This window comes from Chryseobacterium sp. Leaf394 (genome assembly GCF_001424105.1).
Taxonomy (GTDB): domain Bacteria; phylum Bacteroidota; class Bacteroidia; order Flavobacteriales; family Weeksellaceae; genus Chryseobacterium.
Window position 1 is genome coordinate 1,454,554 of record NZ_LMQH01000011.1, and the last position, 20,285, is coordinate 1,474,838.

Consider the following 20,285-nt stretch of genomic DNA (forward strand, 5'->3'; position numbering starts at 1 on the left):
TTTTTTCATTTTCAAAATCTTTGTCTTGCTTTATTGACGGGTTTTACAGAAATTGCATCAACGTTTCAAAATCTTAACAAACTGTAGCCATCGCATGAATAAAATAATCTCTCAGGAATTCGCCCGTACCTCACAGGGAGAAGCTGTACATCAATTTATACTCCGTAATGAAAACGGGATGCAGCTGGAAATCATCAATTTCGGAGCAATCATAACTTCAATTTTCGTTCCCGACAAAGATGGAAAATTTGAAGATGTGGTTTTAGGTTTTAAAAATCCTGAAGATTATTTCAATTCTAATCAATATACCTACGGAGCTGTTGTAGGAAGGTATGCAAACCGAATTTCGAATGCCCGTTTTGCTATTGACGGCAGAGAATATCAGGTGACCAAAAACGAGGGTAATAATCATATTCACGGAGGTAAAGAAGGATTTGCCAATAAAATCTGGCGTGCAGAAATTCTGGAGAAACCAGAATGTGATTCTCTGGCTTTGTATTATCACAGCGCAGATGGTGAAGAAGGCTTTCCCGGGAATCTTTCTGTCACAGTAATTTATACATTGAGAGCTGATAATGCTCTTGAAATTGAATATTCTGCTGAAACAGATCGGGCTACAGTTATTAATCTGACACAGCATTCCTATTTTAATCTTTCGGGTAAGCATTCTGCAGAAATCACAGATCATGAACTGCAGATTCATGCAGATTATTTTCTGCCCATCGATGGAAATTCAATTCCTACAGGTAAAATCTGTAGCGTGAAAAATACTCCGTTTGATTTTAACATAATGAAAGAAATCGGGAGAGATATTAATCATGACCATGAGCAACTAGTTTTTGGAAACGGATATGATCACTGCTGGGTGTTGAAAGAGTCAGAATCGCAAATTGCAGGAAATCTGTACCATCGAAAATCAGGAAGAAATATGGAAATATTGACCACCGAGCCGGGAATTCAGTTGTACACAGGAAATTTTCTTGACGGAAAATATGAAACCAAAACAGGTGGATATAATACTTTCCGAACCGGACTCTGCCTTGAAACTCAACATTTTCCAAACTCACCAAATCAGGATCACTTTCCTTCAACAATTTTAAATGCCGGTGAATTTTACAAAAGCAAAACTATATTCCGGTTTTCTGTAAGATCATAACACATCAACTGTTACTTTTAGTTACTATAATATTTTTAAGTAGAAATTTTGATTGATAATAAAATTTGCTATTATTTTTAATTAATTATTTAAAATTTACACATTTAATCATTATATATTGAATTTGATAATTGAGAAAATGTGGAAATGATTAAATTATTTCGTTAATAAATCTCATTTTGACAATTATTTTACATAAAAATACAAAATAACATCAGTTTATATGAAAACATATAAAATTATTAACTAAAGATTTTTTTTCTTGCTTATTGCAAAATTTTTATTAATTTTGGTCAAAAAATACAAAGATGAAAAAAATCCAGTTCTTATCAGAGACAGGTGATCTTTTGGGCGACATTGCCATAAACGGAATCACAATTTCAGAAATCCAAACTTTTTTAGAATCCATTGACAACGAGAGTTTTGAATATTTCTCACTTTATTACGACGAGGAAAGCAAAATCCTGTGTATCGAAGAGGAGAGAGGCGTAATTTTCCCTCAGTACGGTCACTTTATCAGCAAGATTTCAGACAGTAAATACAGACATTGCTTCGATTTTGTATAAATACAGGCTATAAAAAATAAAAAACGGTACCGAAAAGTACCGTTTTTCTTTTACCAGTTTTTATCAATCATAAAAACCATCTGACTCATGACGACGGCTCCCAGAAGGAGTTCGCGCCTGTTGACCTTATCAAAAGTATCTTCGGTTGAGTGATGATAGTCAAAATATCTCTGGGTATCAACCACCATCTCAGCAAGGGGAATATCTATTTTTTTCAACGGCAAAACATCCTGAATAGCTTCGGTCTGATCAAAATCATAGACGCCATACGGAAGGAAATAATTTTTCCATTCAAAGATAAGTCTTCTCCGTTGTGGAGACATGTCTAATCTGAAACCTCGCGGTGAATATCCACCGGAGTCTGAACCCAATGCCAGAATGTGTTTTTCTTCCTTTTTCTTTACGTAAGCAGCATACATATCGCGTCCCTGTCCGCCGTTCTCGCTGTTTGCAAACAGAACAACACGGATAGTGTGATTATTTTCCAGACCTAAAGATTTGAATGCACGCAAAACCTCGATGCACTGCACTACGCCGGCGCCGTCATCATGTGCGCCTTCAGCAAAATCCCACGAATCCAGCTGAGCGCCCAGTAAAATTATTTTTCCGTCTTTTTTTCCGGGAATTTCTGCAATGATATTCTGATTGACTGTTTCTCCTTTCGACTGTGCAGACATGTTCAGTTTTGCCTTTACATTTTGTTTAGACAAAAGGTTCTGAAGCTCATCTGCAGATTTTGCTCCGATGGTTACGGCCGGAATTCTTGCTTTATCGTCAGGTTCGTAAACAATCATTTTTGCATGCGGAACATCGTCATTCGCCGTAGTCAATGATCTTATGATTAAACCTTTCGCGCCTTTTTGACCAATAACTGAAGCAGCGAGAAGCTTATTTTTTGCAGCATTCAGATAGGCATCAACTGTACTTACATACGTCTGATCCATCGGATGGTTCACAAAAATGATTTTATCTTTTACATCAGCAGAGGTAAGTTTATTTAAATCTTTTACGTCATTAATCATCATCAGGTCCGCTATCAGATCTTTCCCACCTGTGCCTTCAGAATTTCCGAATGAGAGCATTCTTATGGATTTCCATTCACCATTTGATGTTTTGATTTGGAGAGATTCGCGGCCACGAATCCATACCGGAACTTTTACATCCTGCCGCCAGACCTTTTCTGCGCCTGCTTCTTTCAGATTTTTTTCTGCCCAGTCGGCTGCTTTTGCATAACCTGCAGTTCCGCTGAATCTGGCCCCAACACCTTTGGTCAATTCTCCCAAATTGTTGTAGGCAGCGCCATTGATCATAATTTCATCTGATATTTTTTTGAATTCAGAATGATAATTGAACTTTTCAGCTGCCGGTTTTGGCTTCCTTACAGGTTTTTTCTGTGAAAATAAAAATCCACTCAGAAAGAGTGGAAGTATAATGAGAATTTTTTTCATTTTAAACTGCCCGAATCATTTCAGAGCATAAATTTAATTAAAAAATAAAATAATTACTGCTTCATGTCATACATTAACAGTGCAGTAACCAATTTTGGCTCAATAAAAGTACACTTTGGAGGCATTCTCAGTTTTAAATCGGAAATTTTAATCATATCATTAAAACTTACAGGAAAAATTCCAAATCCTACTTTGCCCTCACCATTGTCTACTTTTTCTTTCAGAAGATTAATTCCTGCCAGATTGGAAGAACCTTTTACGTAAGAGATTTTATCTGAACTGTCTGAATCTTCTATATTTAAAATATCATTGATGATGTATTTGTCCAAAAGATGGTGATCCAGATTATCCAAAGACATTTCCTGCGAACGGAGGTCGTGTTTTACGTGAAGAGAATAATATTTCCCGTCAAGATACATTGAAATGTGGAATTTCTGAGAAGGGTAGTAAGGCGTTTCACCTTTTTCGTGAATTAAAAAATATTTATCAAGTTTCTTTAAAAACTCCTCTGTTGACAAGCCATTGAGATCAGTTACAATACGGTTATAATCATGAATCTTGATAGATTGGTTTGAAACAATAAAGCTGTAAACAAAATTATAAGCTTCTGTTCCTGAGTGCCTTTTGTTCTTTTCTTTGAGACGTTGGGCATGTAAAGCCGTTGAACCAATTCTGTGGTGTCCGTCGGCGATGTAAAAAGAGTCAATCTGGTCAATAACTTCTTTAAACTGCTGAAGTTTCAGTCTGTTATCAATTTTCCAGATCTTGTGTCGGATTCCGATGGTATCTACATGATTAAAAATAGGAACATTTTTTTCCTCATGATTCATCAGAAGCTCAATTTTAGGACTCGACTGATACGTCAGTAAAACCGGTTCGGCCTGCAAATTCACTTTGTCAAGATAATGAGCCAGTTTCTCTTTTTTCTGAGGAATTGTACTTTCGTGTCTCTTGATTTTTCCGTTCCAGAAATCTTCGATGCTGGCAAGACCCATCAATCCTCTGTACACTTGTTTGTTAGGATAAATCTGCTCATAAAGATAAAAAGCAGAGCTGTCCTGCACCAATATATTTTCTTCTAAAAGTTCTTCAAAAGTAGTGCGTATTTTCCTTAAATTCCTGTCTACATCTTTAGATTTGCTCACCACATAGGGCTTTATCATATTGATATATGTGTTTTCCTTCTGAGCCTTTTCTGTGATCTGAGCCTGAGTGAAATTATCTAAAGGGTGCGTAGGGAACGTTGCCTCATGATCTTTATGAGGTCTTATTCCGCGGAATGGTCTAAAAACAGGCATATTTTATTATATAGTTTGGTTGATTTTAATGATTTGCTCAGCAAGCTCAATCCCTATTTTCTCCTGTGCATCCATCGTATTTCCGCCTACGTGTGGTGAAAGCGAGAGGTTTGGATTCATCAGAAGAATGAGTTCAGGTTTGGGTTCGTTTTCGAAAACATCCAGAGCTGCACCGGCAACTTTTCCGCTTTCAATATAATCGAGCAAGGCAACTTCATTCAGAACTCCGCCTCTTGCTGTATTTACAATAAACACTCCATCTTTCATTTTTTCAAACTGTGGAGCATCAATAATATATTCTGTGGTTTTTGGTGTGTTGATGCTGATAAAATCTGTTTCCTTCAGAAATTCGTCAGTATCATTGGTGGATGTGATTTCAAAATTTAAACTCTGACCGTCAAAAAAATCAAGTTTCAAAATTTCAGTTCGTGGTTTTCTGGTCAGAACTTTAATTTTCATTCCTAAAGAAATACCGATTTTCACCACTTCCTGTCCGATGCTTCCAAAACCGATCACACCCAAGGTTTTACCGGAAAGCTCAGAAGCTTTGTTGAAAGATTTTTTCATGGCATCGAAATGCGTGTCTCCTTCCAGAGGCATCAGACGGTTGGACTCATGAAGAAATCTCGCAAGAGAGAAAAAATGTCCGAAAACCAATTCAGCTACCGATTTTGATGAAGCAGTTGGTGTATTAATTACATAAAGACCCTTTTCAATGGCGTATTCCACATCGATATTATCCATTCCGATACCGCCGCGTCCTACAATTTTCAGAGACGGGCATGCGTCAATGAGCTCTTTTCGAACTTTAGTTGCACTTCTTACAAGAAGAACGTTTACACTGTTTTCGTTGATAAAATTAGCAAGGTGATCCTGAGCAACTTTGTGCTCCAAAAACTCGAAGCCCGCATTTTTGAGCGCAGCTTCTCCGCTTTTTGAAATTCCGTCGTTGGCTAAAATTTTCATGCTCATTTTTATTTATTCAATATCAGACATCAGAAAAAGAAAAAATCCCGTTCCAATGTCTGATATTTTACTTTTAATTATATTAAAAATTGGGTCGTCTAATATAAGTTATTTTATTGAATTCATCACATCTACCAAAACCTGCACACTTTCAATCGGTAAGGCGTTGTAAATACTTGCACGGTATCCCCCTAAACTGCGGTGGCCGTTCAGCCCGCTGATGCCGGCAGATTTCCATGCTGTGTCAAATTCTTCTTTCTTTGAGTCATCAATTAATTTAAATGAGACATTCATCAAAGAACGGTCTTCATCGCGGCAGTAGGTTTCAAATAAAGGATGATTATCAATGGTATCGTATAAAAGTTTTGCTTTGGCAATATTTCTTTCCTCGGCAGCTGCGATTCCTCCATTGTTTTCTAAATGCTGCAAAGTGAGCAAAGTAGCATAAACTGGGAAAACCGGTGGCGTGTTGTACATAGATTCCTTTGAAATATGCTGGGAATAATCCAAAATTGAGAACATATTTTCTCTTCCTGTTTTTCCTAAAATTTCTTTTTTAATGACCACAAGAGTAACTCCGGCTGGGCCCATATTTTTCTGAGCTCCGGCATAGATTAAATCAAATTTTGAGAAATCGAGTTGTCTTGAAAAAATATCTGAACTCATATCACAAACCATCAGTGTATCCACTTCAGGAAACTCTTTGATCTGTGTTCCGTAAATTGTATTGTTTGATGTACAGTGAAAATAATCGTATTCTGAACCTACTTTATAATCTTTCGGAATATAAGAGTAGTTGTCTTCTTTCGAAGAACCTAAAACATCAACTTCACCTACTTTTTTAGCTTCCTTGATTGCTCCGGCAGCCCAAACTCCTGTATCAAGATATGCTGCTTTACCGCCAACTTTCAGAATATTGTAAGGCACCATCGCAAACTGTAAACTTGCTCCGCCACCCAGATAAAGTACTTCATAATCATCACCAAGATTCATTAATCTCTTAACAATTGCACGCGCTTCGTCCATTACAGCTACAAAATCTTTACTTCTGTGTGAGATCTCAAGAAGAGAAAGACCGATTCCGTTAAAATCCAGGATTGCTTCTGCTGATTTCTGAAAGACTTCCTGAGGTAAGATACAAGGTCCTGCGCTGAAGTTGTGCTTTTTGCCCATAATTTCAATTTGTTTTTTGCAGTTTTCTACGCTGCGGTTTATTTATTAGAGTTTATTAATTTTAAAAGTTTAAAGATAAAAAAAAACCGCCTCATTTCAATTGAGACGGCGTATTTTATTCACCATGAAGGAATGCTTTTTTCTCAAGCAGTGCTTCTTCGGTTTCTACATGATCTTCATCCGGTACACAACAGTCTACAGGACAAACCGCTGCACACTGTGGCTCTTCGTGGAAGCCTTTACATTCAGTACATTTATCTGTAACGATAAAATACACATCATCACTTACAGGTTCCTGAGGTGAATCTGCATCGATTGTAAGACCCGAAGGCATGGTTACTTTTCCGCTGAGTTCGGTGCCTTCAGAAGCTTTCCAGTCTACGGCTCCTTCATATATTGCATTGTTGGGACATTCCGGTTCGCAGGCTCCGCAATTAATGCATTCATCAGTTATTTTAATAGCCATCGCTAATTTTTTTTAAATTTGCACAAAATTACAAAATATTCCCAAACTGAAGCGAATTATGAATGTTGAGCAGAGAGTTTTAGAACTTGTCCAGTTAAGTGACTGGATAAACACATATTTATCAAAAGATTCTGGTAAATTTAATGAAAATGATTTAGAATTCGAACAAATACTTCGGAAATCTGAAATTGAAAATCCGTGGTTTACGCAGGAAAATCAAAAATTAGCTTTGGAACAGTGGGTTTCTGTTTTAAATCAGTCCCAAATCGAGCAGTGGCTCAGTAAATATCCCGAAAATAAAATTCAGAAAAGGGTAGGACTTATTCTAGCTGGAAATATTCCGTTGGTGGGTTTTCACGATGTGATTTCTGTAATTTTAAGTAATCATATTCCAGTCATTAAATTATCATCAAAAGACAAATCAATGCTTCCTTTTTTGCTTAAAAAATGGAAAGAGATCTCCAACGGCAGTCTTCAGTACGAAATTGTGGAAAGACTGGATGATTTTGATGCAGTAATTGCAACAGGAAGCAACAATACAGCGCGATATCTGGAGTATTATTTTAAAGATCACCATTCGATAATCCGCAGAAACCGAACTTCTGTAGGAGTCATTTCAGGAAATGAAACTGCTGAGGAGCTCAGGCTTTTGGCGAGTGATATTTTTCAGTATTTTGGTTTGGGATGCAGAAATGTGACCCGACTTTTTATTCCCAAGGATTTTGTAATCGACAGAGTTTTTGAAAGTTTTATTGATTTTAAAGAAATCATCAATCATAATAAATACGCCAATAATTACGACTACAACAGAGCTGTTTACCTTTTGAATCAGGATAAATTCTGGGATAATAATTTTGTGATGCTGAAGGAGGATGAGAAATTATTCAGTCCGCTTTCTGTGATTCATTTCAGCAGATATGAAAATATTGATGAAGTGAAAAGTTTTATCGCTGAAAACGAAGAAAACATTCAGTGCGTGGTTTCTAAAGATAAAAATATTGAAAATGCTGTTGCGTTTGGCGAGGCTCAGAACCCATCATTAGATACCTACGCAGATAATGTGGATACAATGGAATTTCTGTCTGTAATCTGATAATTTTTTGTATCTTCATGTTATCAAAATCCAAAATATGAAAAAGCTGATTATTTTTTCGGCACTGATTTTATCACAACTTTTTTTCTCGCAGACGTCTGGAGGAATCAGGATCGTTGAAAGTAAAAAAACAGATTTGAAATCTGAACTTTCAAAGGATAAAATAAAACTGTATGATTCTAATTTTCAAAGCTTTGTATCAGCGATGAAAAATTCAGATAAAACAAAAATTTCGTCTTTACTTTCCGAAAAAGTGAAGGAAATAGTTACTGACGAACACATTAAAAAACTGTCTGGGGGCATTAGTTTCGACAGAAAAATGGAGGTGTACAAAAGCGGTTATCAGACAATTATCAACAATGAAACTTATCCTGCTATTCAGTATAAATTTGCAGATGACAAATCTGTGCCACCCGCTGATCTGGTAACGGCAATCTTCGAAGAAAACGGAAAAATTTTAGGTATAAAACCTGAATTCAGACAATAAAAATTTAAACAGATATTATATAATTATGAACACGAATGTTTTAGTTTCGCAATCTACCGATCTGGAGAGAGGCGATTTCTACAGAAAAACTTACACACACGTTGCTTTGGCAATTTTGGCATTTATCGGTGTTGAAACAGTATTGCTCAAGATCGTTCCTGAACAGATGATTTTGGCGATGTTCGCCCAGCGTTATCTGTGGCTTCTGATCATCGGAGTATTTTGGCTGGCTTCATTTTTAGCCACCAAATGGTCGCTTTCACTCAACAAGTCAACGCAGTATTTTGGTTTGGCTTTTTACGTTATCCTTGAAGCTGCGATTTTCTTACCGATGATTTACCTTGCGATGTTGTACTCAGGAGGCGAGGTGATTTTCCAGGCGGCAACACTAACAGTTGCGATGTTTGCAGGAATTTCTGCAATTGCTTTTACTTCCAAAAGAGATTTTTCATTCCTTAGAAATATCATTACCATCGGTGGTTTCATCGCTATCGGACTGATTGTAGGAGGAATGCTTTTCGGTTTCAACCTCGGTCTGTGGTTTTCAGTAGGAATGGTGATCCTGGCATCAGCAACTATTCTTTACCAAACCAGCAAACTGAAAGACGCTTATGCTACAGATCAGTATGTGGGCGCAGCTTTGCAGCTATTTGCTTCAATTATGCTTTTGTTCTGGTATATTTTAAGTATTTTGATGAGCAGAAGAGATTAATTTTAAAAACATTTACATACAATAAAACAGCCGCTGATTTTCAGTGGCTGTTTCTTTTTGAATAGATATTTATAGGGAGAAATTCTTTTATAAAGTGAGTTTCTTTGTTTTGGTATTGAATACCATATAATCTACTTGTTTTTTTTCACCAAGCTTTTCAAGCTCATTAAGTTCTATCAGTTTTAAATTTTTTGGTCTGTAAATTTTGACATCATTGGTGCGATAATCTACAATTACTTTTTCAGCCTGATTAAAAGTAAGATTGGGAGAATTAAAACTAACGTTGCCAGTGTAAACGACAGTGCTATCTTTCTTGTTTACAACTCCCGAATCTCCTGCAATTTTAAAAAAATCTTCTTTCTGTTGTGCAAAGATCAAAGTTGAAACAGTAATCATCACACCTCCCAAAAGTAGTTTTACGTTCATCATAATTAAATATTTTTAAGGTCTGTATAGTTCGAGGTTTAAAAAATTGTTGGTTTTTTTGAGGCTCTCTTTTCTGTTTTTTTCAGATTCTCTCATCATTTCTTCCTGCGAGTAGCTTTTGCCGTTAAAAGTCATCGATGTAACTACTCCTCCTGAGACTGATGTAATCTGTTGCCTCATATCTTTCACGGGGTCTTTTTTATAGTCAGCCCAGAATTTTCTGAATTTTTCTTCATCCAAAGCGATTTCTCTATTTGCCATTCTGGATTTTTTTTCAGGCTCTTCAGAAGAAACTTTCCTGGTTGCAATTAAAACAAATGTGTGATCGTTTTTAGAATCTTCAATTTTTACAATCAGACCCGGAAGCCCATAAAACTGATGCGGACCATCCTGGATAGGCAGTTCGGGAGCAAACCAGGCAGTCCATTCTCTACCCGCAAATTTCGTTGTCGCTTTCTGTACCCTGTAACCTAAAACATCAGACTTATCTGTTGAAATTTTCCACTCAGGCTTTTTGGAGATGGAAACTGCCAACGGAGTAGAACCTGGTGTAGTTTTATACACTGTTTCATAGGAAGGATATTTTTTAATGACTTCAGAGCGAACTGTTGGTTGTGGCGTTCCTGTCATATCAATATGGTTTCCTCCGCCTGCCATCATCTTTTTTATATTCGCATTTAAAATAGAATCAGAAGCAATTTTTTTCTGACTTACAAATCTTGAGCCTTCACTTCCTGTTTCCAGAACCATATTTTCAACAGTGACTTTATCTCTGTTGAGCGAATCAATTTTAAACTTATATTCGTAGATAAACTGTGCAGACTGAGCCGATAAAACGCCTGCCATCAAACAAAAAACTGCAGTAGAAATTATTTTCATAAATATTTTTTAAATCACTTTAACTGGGAATAAAAGTAGAAATTAATCTTTACTAAAATCACTTCGGATTGAAAAAATAACATATTTTAACCTTTAAATTTAAATTTTTTGAAAAACACATTAAAATTTAACAAAAACAACATAAGTCATTTGCCAGATCTATGAATCCAGCAACATTATTTTTATCTTTACCCTTTAAATTATAAGAATGAAGATTGAAATCTGGTCAGACGTGATGTGTCCGTTTTGCTACATTGGAAAAAAGAATTTTGAAAAAGCTCTGGAAGAATTTTCCTTTAAAGATAAAATTGAAGTTGAATGGAAAAGTTTTCAGCTTGATCCAAGTCTTGAAACTGGCGTGGCTACTACAACTGCAGAATATTTCAGAGATAAAAAAGGTTTTCCCGAAGCCCAGGCAGAGCAAATGACTGCTCAGGTGACCGAGATGGGAAAATCTGTAGGAATTGATTTTAATTTTGAAAATGCCATTATTACCAATACTTTTCCGGCGCACAAACTTATTCATTTAGCTAAAAAACATCAGCTGGGTGCTGAGATGGAAGAAGAACTTTTTAAAGCTCACTTTCTTGAAGGGAAAAATATCGGCGATGATAAAACACTGATCAGTTTAGGTGAAAAATTAGGTTTAAAATCTGAAAATATTACTGAAGCACTCTCAAGCAGGGAAATTGATCTTGAAGTGAAACATGAAATTATTGAAGCTTCCCAACTTGGTATTTCCGGAGTTCCATTTTTTGTGATTGATCAGAAATACGGTGTTTCAGGTGCACAACCTGTAGAAACTTTTATAGAAGCAATTACTCAGGCATACAATGAAAATACAGTCACTGCGAGCAACAGTAACGACGCATCTTGTGGAGAAAATGGCTGTAATATTTAAATTAAATCTAAAATTTTCTTATAAACACATCCTTAACCTTAACCTTAACCTTTGCCTCAACCTAAAAAATGATTCAATTCAATAAAGACCATCATTATCCTTTAGAAGATATACTTTTCGTTTTCGCACTGGAATTTGAAGCTAAAGAAATGTTTAATCATACCCGAAAACTCATCACAGGAATTGGGAAAGTAACAGCAGCAATCAATCTCACGAAAGCCATTCACGAAAAAAGACCGAAATTGATTGTGAATCTCGGTTCGGCAGGTGGTTTTGGTTTTAAAAAAGGAGATGTCGTTTGCTGTACAAAATTTATTCAGCGCGATATGGATGTTAGAGGACTTGGTTTTCAAAAATTTGAGACACCGCTTTCCAACATTCCAATCATTCTGGAAAACGGAATTGAAATTGAGAATCTTCCCACCGGAATCTGCGGAACTGGCGACAGTTTTGAGACCAACCACATCAATACAGAATACAACGTCATCGATATGGAAGCCTATTCACTTGCATTAATTGCGTGGCAGGAAAACATACCTTTTATATCTCTGAAATACATTTCAGATGATGCCAACAGTGATGCAGCCGACGATTGGGCAGTGCAGGTACACCTTGCTGCGGAGGCTTTTAAGAACATTTTATTTAAAGAAGAACTGCTTTAGATTTAAATTTAAATAATCTTTCAGGGCAAACAAATCAATTACTCATTTTTAAGAGAAAATATCGTAATTTTGTAGCCTCAAATTATGACAGGACTCACAGAATATTTACCATACGCATTTGCACTGATTATTGCCATCCCGTTTTTGGTTTTGCTCAGACAGTTTGTGTACAGCTACATCAACCTGAAAAATCAGGAACTGAAGCTGCTTGGCGTAAAATCCAATTCAGAAAACAAAACACATTCTTACGAAAGGATGACGCTTTTCTTAGACCGGATAAAACCTTCCAATCTCATACAGAAATTTGATAAAGATCTTGCGGTGCATGAATTTATTTATCTCACGGAAAGGTCTATCACTGAAGAGTTTGAATACAATGCTTCACAGCAGCTGTACATCACAAAAAATTCCTGGAAAAATATTGCAGATTCTAAAACAGCTGTGATAGAACTATTGCACAAAACATACAGCAGCATGAGTGATAATGCTACTTTAAGTGATTTTAAAACTGTTTTTCTGATGAATTACATGGGCGAAAACGATTATGTTTCAGAAACAATCGAAGATCTCAGAAAAGAAATTATACTCATTGCATAACTAAAATAATAATTTATAATAATGACTCACAAATTTACTGCTCACCCTTGGCACGGAATTTCTGCAGGGGAAAATGCACCTGAAACCGTAAATGTTTTCGTAGAAATCGTACCTTCAGATACAATCAAATATGAAATCGACAAAGAAACAGGTTTCCTGAAAGTAGACAGACCTCAGAAATTTTCAAATATCATTCCTGCACTTTATGGTTTTGTACCACAGACTTACTGTGACTCCAGAGTAATGAAACTGGCTGTTGACAGCGGTTCAGCCGATGTTACAATGGGTGATCACGATCCTTTGGATATCTGTGTGCTAAGTTCTCACAATTTCAACTCGGGAGGGATCCTGATGGAAGCAAGACCGATTGGTGGTTTCAAAATGATTGACGGAGGTGAAGCAGATGACAAAATTGTAGCTGTTTTGATCGGTGATCATGCTTTTGGTCATTTCACAGATATTTCCCAGCTTCCGGAGGCAGAAGTAAACAGATTGATGCACTACTTTTTGACGTACAAAAACTTACCGAACGAGCCTGCAAAATGCAGAATTGATAATGTGTACGGAGTAAATCATGCTAAAGATGTGATTACCGCTTCCATGGAAGATTACAACGAAAAGTATGCTAAATAATCTTAGCTAAAATATTGAAAAGCAGGCATTTTTGTCTGCTTTTCTTATTTAAAGATTCAACTTCAGGTGCTTCATCGCTTCCATAATAATTTCATCCTTCTTCACAAAACTGAAACGGATAAAATCTGAATCATTTTTATTCTGATAAAAAGCCGACAGCGGTAAACAGGAAACTTTTTTCTCCACCGTTAGCCACTTTGAAAACTCAACGTCGGTCATGGTTTCAGAAATATTCCTGAAATTGACAGTCTGGAAAAAACCACCCTGCGATTTTTGATTTAAAATGAATGGAGTTTCAGCGATCATTTCACAAAATACATCTCTTTTATTCTGCATAATTCTGCGGTTGATTTCAGGATCAAAAACGTCGAGATACTTCGCTATGGCATACTGACAGGGAGCGTTGGTACTGTACGAAATATACTGCTGATAATTCCTGAATTTTTTGAGTAAATCCGGTGCTGCCAAAAGATAACTCACTTTCCAGCCGGTAGAATGAAACATTTTACCGAAGGAAAAGATGCTGAATGTTCTCTTTCTGAGTTCAGGATGCAGAAATGCGCTGTAGTGCGAATGACTGTCGTAACAGTAAATATCATAAATCTCTTCAGAAATTACATAGATATTTTTTTCTTTAATTAAATCATACAGATTCTGCCAGTCATCTATAGTCCAGATTTTTCCGGTGGGATTTTGAGGAGTGTTAACGATGATTGCCTTCGTTTTATCTGAAATCAAAAGTTTTAAGTTTTCCCAGGAAATACTGAAATCCTCATCAACCTCGTAGTACACAGGAATTCCACCGTTGATTACAATCGATGGAGCATAAGTATAATAAGATGGCTGAATAATAATCACTTCATCCCCAAAATTCAGAATTGATTTTAAAGATGTGTACAAAGCGAAAGTAGAGCAGGGAACAATGTTTACTTCATCTGCTGAAATAATTACGGAATTTTTTCTGGAAGCATTAAATTCGACAATTTTCCCGATTAATAAAGGATTTCCGGCAAGTGATTCATAGCTGTGAGAAATACTGTCGGCGGATTCTTTTAAATAAAATCTGAGCCTTTCATCTACCTCAAAATCGGGCAGTCCCAAAGACAGGTCGTAGCTTTGATTTTGCTTAGCGAGAAGCGACATCTCTGTAAAAAACGAATAATCAGTAAATTGTAAATCTGTTTCCATAGTTTCAATCAAATATATAAAAAAACTTAAGTTGTACAGGATTTTAGATATTTTTCTTAATTTTAGACAAATAATTTTTATGAACAAAATTCTGTTGCCGCTCTTTTCGGCTGTAATTCTTTCTTCATGTGGAACCCCGAAATCCGGAGTAGAAAATTCAAAATCTACATCTTCGGTTTCTGCAACAACCAGAAGTACAAAAGAAGAAAAAGCATTCAAAGCTGCGTATGAGAGCCTAAGCCTTGAAAGTCTGAAAAAAAATCTTACCGTGATTGCGTCTGATGAGATGGAAGGCCGTGACACAGGAAGCCCGGGACAGAAGAAAGCCGGCGAATACATGATTAATTTCTATAAGCAAAACGGAATTTCTTTCCCGAAAGCTCTTGGATCATTTTATCAGAAGGTTCCGGCTGCATATATGGCAAAACGTGGCGGCGGAAGTCTTCCTGATTCTGAAAATATTTTAGCTTTCATCGAAGGAAGTGAAAAACCAGAAGAAATCATCGTAATTTCAGGACATTACGATCATGTTGGAAGCAGAAATGGAGTAGTGTACAACGGTGCAGACGACGACGGAAGCGGAACAGTTGCTGTAATGGAAATTGCAAAAGCATTTAATGAGGCGAAGAAAGCCGGACATGGCCCGAAACGTTCTATTTTATTTCTTCACGTGACAGGAGAGGAGCACGGACTTTTCGGTTCTGAATTTTATACCGACAATCCTGTATTTCCTTTGGCGAACACGGTTGCAGATTTAAATATCGACATGATCGGTCGTGATGACCCTGAAAATCGTGGCAAACAGTACGTTTATGTCATCGGTTCAGAAATGTTGAGCTCACAGCTGAAAATGATAAGCGAAACAGCCAATAAAAACACGACCAAACTCGAACTGAACTACAAATATGACGATCCTGCAGATACTGAAAGATTATACTACAGATCAGACCACTATAATTTTGCGAAAAACAATATTCCGGTAGCGTTCTATTTCGATGGTATTCACGAAGATTATCACAAACCAACCGATGATGTAGAGAAAATTGATTTTCCTCTGCTTCACAAAAGGACTCAGCTGATTTTTGCAACTGCCTGGGAACTTGCCAACAGAGCTGATAGAATTGTGGTTGATAAAAAATAACATCTTCACGTACATTTAGGCAATCATTCAGATTCTTTTTCAAATTAATCTGCGTAATTCGCTAAATCTGCGGGAGATTTACAATCTCTTAAAAGTTCAAAATAAAAGTCTGCGAAGTATTTTTGCAGACTTTTTTATTAAAATCACAATTCCAGTGTCAGAATTTTCTCAATCATTTTCTGATTTAAACTTTCAGGTAGCGAACGCATCAGGAAATTTCGAAGAGAATTCCCTTTTTCCCATTGCGAAATTTTTCCAACCGTCCAGCTGTTTTTAACGGTGTAATCGACCTTTTTTCTTCTTATGTTCTGAAATTCCTTAAAAACAAAATTGAAATCCTGATTTGTCTCCAGTAATTTTCCAATCACATAAGCATCTTCAATCGACTGACACGCTCCCTGTCCCATATTCGGAGTCGTTGCATGCGCTGCATCGCCGATCAGACAGAGATTTTCCGCATACCATTTTGGAATAGGAGTAAGGTCGATAATATCGTTCAGAATTATATTTTCTGGTTTTGTTGACTTGAAAATATCTAAAACCAAAGCATCAAAATCTTTAAATTTTTCAGTCAAATCAAGATTTTCTTCAAATTGATTTTCGTTTACCAATGCATACCAATAGACTTTATTTCCTGAAAGTTTCACAAAACCAAAGCGTTTACCTGTACCCCAGATTTCCAACGCATGATGATGATATTTTACGGGAAGATTAAAATCAGTTAATCCACGCCAACATTTTTGCTGAGCATTTCTGATTTTTCCTGTTTGCAAAATTTGATTTCTGACTTTAGAATGAATGCCGTCTGCTCCAAAAACAATTTTACTTTCAATCTCATTTCCGTTTTCAAATTCTAAAAGATAATTTTCTTTCCTTGAAATCTGTTTTAAAGAATGATTTAATTGTATCTTTTCAAAGCCAATATTTTCAGCTAAAATTTTCTGAAGTTCTGCTCTGTGAATCGCAACATTGCATGAATTAAATTTCTTTTCCAAAGCCAGAACATTCGTTGTGGAAATTGTTTTCAGTTTTTCGTCGGTAATCGAAATTCCGTGAATTTTGTTTCCGGCATTTTCAATTTTCTCTTTTAAACCTAATTTCTCAAAAATCTGCATTGCATTGACAGCCATCATAATTCCTGCTCCCACAGGTTTTATTTCCGGTGCGGATTCGTAAATGGTAAAGTCTAGGTGCTGTTGCTTCAGAATATTTCCTAAAGTCAAACCGCCAATTCCGGCTCCGATGATTGAGATTTGATTCATTAATTAATTTTTAGTGTAAATGCCGATGAAGAAAATTATTTTAAATTTCTCAATTCGTTCAGTAACTGATTTTGTTTATTGATAAAGTTATCTAAACTATCCGTTTTCAAAGGATGAGCATTTTGATATTTTTCAATCTCGGGAAGCGTTTTTCTGATTTTAAAGATAGTATGCTGATCTTGAATAACGCTTGTATTCTTATTAATTAGTACAATTAAATCTTTAATTTTCTTTGTTTTTAAATCATATCTTTCATAACTGAATTTAATGTCTCTCTCAATTTCTTTCTTTACCAAAGAATCTGTAATTGATCTTGTAAGCTGTTCTGCGTCATTATAATAACTGTCAGATTTATTGATTATATTTTCATATTCAGAAATGACAACATTTGTGTTTTTATAAACATTTTCAATTTGTTGTTCCAAATTCTGCAACTTTTTATCATTTTTCAGCATTTCAGAATAAATATCCAAAACCAAATTTCCTTTTCCACGTGCACTTTTCAACGAAATTGAAGATGATGATTCTACATTATCAACAACATTATTTTCTAAAGGTTTGTTTTCAGGTTTTTCGGAACAGGAAAAGATTAACAAAAACAGGGAAGTTGAGATAAGTGATTTTTTCATGATTAATATTTTAAGGTTCATTTAATAATTTTCTTGCAGATTTTTCAGATTAAACAGATTACTAAATTTAAATCTGCAAAATCTCTCAAATCTGCATGAGACCTCCGTATATCCAAATTAGTTGAACAAAGTTTAAAATTTGTTACAAAAAAAACGGAGCCTGAAAAATTCAGACTCCGCTTAATAGTTATAAAAACTAAAATTATTTACCCAAATAAGACTTCAAAATCTTACTTCTGGTATTGTGTTTCAGTCTCTTAATTGCTTTTTCTTTAATCTGACGGACTCTTTCTCTCGTAAGATCAAAAGTTTCACCGATTTCTTCCAAAGTCATTGGATGTTTTCCGTTTAATCCGAAATACAGTCTTACCAAATCGGCCTCTCTTGGCGTAAGAGTGTTCAAAGCTCTTTCAATTTCAATCTGAAGAGATTCAAGCATCAAATCTTTATCCGGACTTGGAGATTCTCCTGAACGAAGTACATCGTATAAATTAGAATCTTCACCTTCCACCAATGGAGCGTCCATAGACAGGTGTCTTCCGGAGTTTTTCATTGATTCTTTGATGTCCTCCTCGCTCATATCCAAAACTTCAGCCAATTCTTCCGGAGAAGGTGGTCTTTCGTTTTCCTGCTCAAGGTGAGCGTAAGCTTTGTTGATTTTGTTGATCGAACCGATTTTGTTCAGTGGCAATCTTACAATTCTCGACTGCTCTGCCAAAGCCTGTAAAATCGACTGACGGATCCACCAAACTGCATAAGAGATAAATTTGAAACCTCTCGTTTCATCATATCTTTTCGCTGCTTTCATCAGTCCTAAGTTACCTTCATTGATCAAATCGGGTAAAGAAAGACCTTGATTTTGGTACTGCTTAGAAACTGAAACTACGAAACGGAGGTTGGCTTTGATCAGTTTTTCCAACGCAACTCTGTCGCCGGCGCGGATTTTTTGTGCCAAATCTACTTCTTCGTCTGCCGTAATCAGTTCAACTTTACCAATTTCCTGCAAATACTTGTCTAATGAAGCGGTTTCCCTGTTGGTAACCTGCTTGGTTATTTTTAGTTGTCTCATTTATTTTTGCCTCAAAAAAGAGTTAGTATCTATTATACGTTTGCAAAACTAAAAAGGTTACACCAATCCGAATATTTTTTACATTTAATTAAAACAGATTAAAAAATAGTTGTAAATTATCACCCATCACAAAAACTTATCAGTGTGCTGATTTTTTTCAGGAGCTGTTTCCCGCTATCCACTGTATCTTTTTGGCAGCGGTCTCCTCTCCATTCCGTCCGCCACCAAAAAGGATGTCGTTTCTATCGGGGCTAGGGTAGTGTTCATCGTTTCAACAGTCTTAAAAATATCCACATCGTTTGTCATCCTGAAAGGATCTAAACTCGAATCTTTCCACTATTTTTTTTAATACTATATGTAGATGCATTAACTGCGTCGAATCTACAAGCTTCAGCATGACAAAATTAGGATAAGGTTTAAAAGCAAAAAAAGCGAAACCAAAGTTCCGCTTTATATTAAAGGTAAACATTAAAATTCACCATTGACTATTGACAATTCACTTTTAAAATTCACTTTAAAACAAATCATTCAGCAATTTCGCCAGTCTCAGACCTCCGTAAAGAAGCTGTCTTTCCATAATATCATTAAATTTATACTGATAATCGAAAGACAATTTTGAGCCGTCAGGAGTCTGCGAATAGATTTTATTGGCAATCTGGTGCGAATCATACAGCCAGTTTTCCAGAGTTCCCGCCTGAATCTGCTTTACTTCATCTTTAGTTTTGATATCCAAAAGTTTCGCATATTCGGTGTAACTGTACTTTTGAGAGTCTACCAGTTTTCCGTCCCAAACCGAGTGCAGATTTGTTTTATCACCAAAATAAGTAACGTTGATCTTATTTCCACCCAAGTCTTCAGATCTTCCGGTGTGCATCGGCTGAGCTAAGTCTCCCATCATGTGAATCAGGAAAATCAAGGCAATTTTTCTGTCTTTTTCAGAAGTTTTTGCATCTTTAATCTGGCTCGACAGGACTTTGATCTGAGAGTAAAGGTTTGCTCCCGCTTGAGCTTTTAAATCTTTTTCAAATGCTGTAAAATCTGTTTTCGGATCGATGTTTACATAATGCCACGCTGAAGCCTGTTTCCATGCTCCGGTGGTATCAGATTTAATAAAATCAGGCCAGTTGGCCCAGTACGCCATTTTTTCCTGCCCCAATATTTTTCTGAGCTCTCTTTTTGCTTTTCCGCAAAGATGGTTTTCTGCAATCTCCGCAATTACTCTGTGCCCGGTCAATCCCCATGCATACGAATACACCGAACTGGCAACGAATGCCAAAAGCAGCATTTTAGAATAAATACTTTTCATTTCTTAATTATTTTCAGGCAGCAAAGATAAGCTTCATCACGCTAATAATCACCGCATGAATAAAAATTCACAGTCAGATTATTTAGAGCCTGTTTAAAAATGATTAAAAAACAAATTTTCAAGGCATTTTTCTTTTCCCCAACCCTAAAGGGTGGAAAAATGCTTTGAAAATTTCATCAAAATTAACTCCCTTTAGGGTCGGGGGAAATTAATTTTGATGAAATTTA

22 protein-coding genes are annotated in these 20,285 nt (G+C 36.2%); 10 read left to right on the forward strand and 12 right to left on the reverse strand.

Going from position 1 to position 20,285, the window contains the following annotated elements; all coding sequences use genetic code 11:
• Positions 1-94: 94 nt before the first annotated feature.
• Together ASG21_RS11145 and ASG21_RS11150 are read left to right on the forward strand one after the other, a co-directional pair.
• Entirely contained in the window at positions 95-1,156 is a 1,062-nt protein-coding gene (locus ASG21_RS11145; protein ID WP_056079763.1) for an aldose epimerase family protein, read from the forward strand.
• Between the two features lie 308 nt (positions 1,157-1,464).
• Positions 1,465-1,722 carry a hypothetical protein gene (locus ASG21_RS11150; protein WP_056079766.1) on the forward strand — a complete coding sequence of 86 codons (258 nt, stop codon included), beginning with the start codon at positions 1,465-1,467 and terminating at the stop codon, positions 1,720-1,722.
• A 50-nt stretch (positions 1,723-1,772) separates the two neighbouring features.
• Here ASG21_RS11150 and ASG21_RS11155 read toward each other — a convergent pair whose 3' ends face one another.
• From ASG21_RS11155 to ASG21_RS11175, 5 genes are all read right to left on the reverse strand, one after another.
• Positions 1,773-3,170: a M28 family peptidase gene (locus ASG21_RS11155; protein ID WP_056079769.1), complete on the reverse strand. Its 1,398-nt coding sequence runs from the start codon at positions 3,168-3,170 to the stop codon at positions 1,773-1,775.
• 53 nt (positions 3,171-3,223) lie between these two features.
• The gene (locus tag ASG21_RS11160; protein ID WP_056079772.1) at positions 3,224-4,468 is read right to left on the reverse strand and encodes a DUF1015 domain-containing protein; all 1,245 of its coding nucleotides are present in this window, start codon (positions 4,466-4,468) and stop codon (positions 3,224-3,226) included.
• A gap of 6 nt (positions 4,469-4,474) precedes the next feature.
• Positions 4,475-5,434: a D-2-hydroxyacid dehydrogenase gene (locus ASG21_RS11165; RefSeq protein WP_056082346.1), complete on the reverse strand. Its 960-nt coding sequence runs from the start codon at positions 5,432-5,434 to the stop codon at positions 4,475-4,477.
• Between the two features lie 108 nt (positions 5,435-5,542).
• Positions 5,543-6,607 carry a 3-phosphoserine/phosphohydroxythreonine transaminase gene (gene serC / locus ASG21_RS11170; RefSeq protein ID WP_056079775.1) on the reverse strand — a complete coding sequence of 355 codons (1,065 nt, stop codon included), beginning with the start codon at positions 6,605-6,607 and terminating at the stop codon, positions 5,543-5,545.
• Between the two features lie 115 nt (positions 6,608-6,722).
• Positions 6,723-7,073: a 4Fe-4S dicluster domain-containing protein gene (locus tag ASG21_RS11175; protein WP_056079778.1), complete on the reverse strand. Its 351-nt coding sequence runs from the start codon at positions 7,071-7,073 to the stop codon at positions 6,723-6,725.
• 58 nt (positions 7,074-7,131) lie between these two features.
• Here ASG21_RS11175 and ASG21_RS11180 point away from each other — a divergent pair, with 58 nt between their 5' ends.
• Genes ASG21_RS11180 through ASG21_RS11190 form a run of 3 tightly spaced genes read left to right on the forward strand, consistent with a single transcriptional unit; the run spans position 7,132 to position 9,365 of the window.
• Complete coding sequence (locus tag ASG21_RS11180) at positions 7,132-8,166, forward strand: acyl-CoA reductase (RefSeq protein ID WP_056079781.1); 1,035 nt, start codon at positions 7,132-7,134, stop codon at positions 8,164-8,166.
• A 37-nt stretch (positions 8,167-8,203) separates the two neighbouring features.
• The gene (locus ASG21_RS11185) at positions 8,204-8,653 is read left to right on the forward strand and encodes a hypothetical protein (RefSeq protein ID WP_056079784.1); all 450 of its coding nucleotides are present in this window, start codon (positions 8,204-8,206) and stop codon (positions 8,651-8,653) included.
• Between the two features lie 25 nt (positions 8,654-8,678).
• Positions 8,679-9,365, forward strand: a complete 687-nt coding sequence (locus ASG21_RS11190; RefSeq protein ID WP_056079786.1) for a Bax inhibitor-1 family protein — start codon at positions 8,679-8,681, stop codon at positions 9,363-9,365.
• 87 nt (positions 9,366-9,452) lie between these two features.
• Here the strand turns inward: ASG21_RS11190 and ASG21_RS11195 are convergent, their stop codons facing one another.
• Together ASG21_RS11195 and ASG21_RS11200 are read right to left on the reverse strand one after the other, a co-directional pair.
• A complete protein-coding gene (locus ASG21_RS11195; protein ID WP_056079789.1) occupies positions 9,453-9,794 on the reverse strand; it encodes a hypothetical protein in 342 nt (113 codons plus the stop codon).
• Positions 9,795-9,806: 12 nt separating this feature from the next.
• Positions 9,807-10,670 (reverse strand): GLPGLI family protein, encoded by an 864-nt coding sequence (locus ASG21_RS11200; RefSeq protein ID WP_056079792.1) that lies wholly within the window; start codon positions 10,668-10,670, stop codon positions 9,807-9,809.
• Between the two features lie 208 nt (positions 10,671-10,878).
• Here ASG21_RS11200 and ASG21_RS11205 point away from each other — a divergent pair, with 208 nt between their 5' ends.
• The 4 genes from ASG21_RS11205 to ASG21_RS11220 all read left to right on the forward strand — a co-directional run bounded on the left by ASG21_RS11205 (position 10,879) and on the right by ASG21_RS11220 (position 13,463).
• Positions 10,879-11,571 carry a DsbA family oxidoreductase gene (locus tag ASG21_RS11205; protein ID WP_056079795.1) on the forward strand — a complete coding sequence of 231 codons (693 nt, stop codon included), beginning with the start codon at positions 10,879-10,881 and terminating at the stop codon, positions 11,569-11,571.
• Between the two features lie 68 nt (positions 11,572-11,639).
• Entirely contained in the window at positions 11,640-12,233 is a 594-nt protein-coding gene (locus ASG21_RS11210; RefSeq protein ID WP_056079798.1) for a nucleosidase, read from the forward strand.
• Between the two features lie 84 nt (positions 12,234-12,317).
• A complete protein-coding gene (locus ASG21_RS11215) occupies positions 12,318-12,830 on the forward strand; it encodes a hypothetical protein (RefSeq protein ID WP_056079800.1) in 513 nt (170 codons plus the stop codon).
• A 21-nt stretch (positions 12,831-12,851) separates the two neighbouring features.
• Positions 12,852-13,463, forward strand: a complete 612-nt coding sequence (locus ASG21_RS11220; RefSeq protein ID WP_056079803.1) for an inorganic pyrophosphatase — start codon at positions 12,852-12,854, stop codon at positions 13,461-13,463.
• 48 nt (positions 13,464-13,511) lie between these two features.
• On the opposite strand, the gene ASG21_RS11225 is transcribed toward ASG21_RS11220, so the two are convergent.
• The gene (locus ASG21_RS11225) at positions 13,512-14,651 is read right to left on the reverse strand and encodes an aminotransferase class I/II-fold pyridoxal phosphate-dependent enzyme (protein ID WP_056079806.1); all 1,140 of its coding nucleotides are present in this window, start codon (positions 14,649-14,651) and stop codon (positions 13,512-13,514) included.
• Positions 14,652-14,730: 79 nt separating this feature from the next.
• On the opposite strand from ASG21_RS11225, the gene ASG21_RS11230 reads away from it, so the two are divergent.
• Entirely contained in the window at positions 14,731-15,792 is a 1,062-nt protein-coding gene (locus ASG21_RS11230) for a M28 family metallopeptidase (RefSeq protein ID WP_056079811.1), read from the forward strand.
• Positions 15,793-15,935: 143 nt separating this feature from the next.
• On the opposite strand, the gene ASG21_RS11235 is transcribed toward ASG21_RS11230, so the two are convergent.
• From ASG21_RS11235 to ASG21_RS11255, 4 genes are all read right to left on the reverse strand, one after another.
• Positions 15,936-17,054: an FAD-dependent monooxygenase gene (locus ASG21_RS11235; RefSeq protein WP_056079814.1), complete on the reverse strand. Its 1,119-nt coding sequence runs from the start codon at positions 17,052-17,054 to the stop codon at positions 15,936-15,938.
• 35 nt (positions 17,055-17,089) lie between these two features.
• Positions 17,090-17,683 carry a hypothetical protein gene (locus ASG21_RS11240; RefSeq protein ID WP_056079817.1) on the reverse strand — a complete coding sequence of 198 codons (594 nt, stop codon included), beginning with the start codon at positions 17,681-17,683 and terminating at the stop codon, positions 17,090-17,092.
• A 202-nt stretch (positions 17,684-17,885) separates the two neighbouring features.
• Entirely contained in the window at positions 17,886-18,752 is an 867-nt protein-coding gene (locus ASG21_RS11245) for an RNA polymerase sigma factor RpoD/SigA (RefSeq protein WP_034757900.1), read from the reverse strand.
• A gap of 514 nt (positions 18,753-19,266) precedes the next feature.
• Complete coding sequence (locus ASG21_RS11255) at positions 19,267-20,058, reverse strand: S1/P1 nuclease (RefSeq protein ID WP_056079822.1); 792 nt, start codon at positions 20,056-20,058, stop codon at positions 19,267-19,269.
• Between the last annotated feature and the right edge of the window lie 227 nt (positions 20,059-20,285).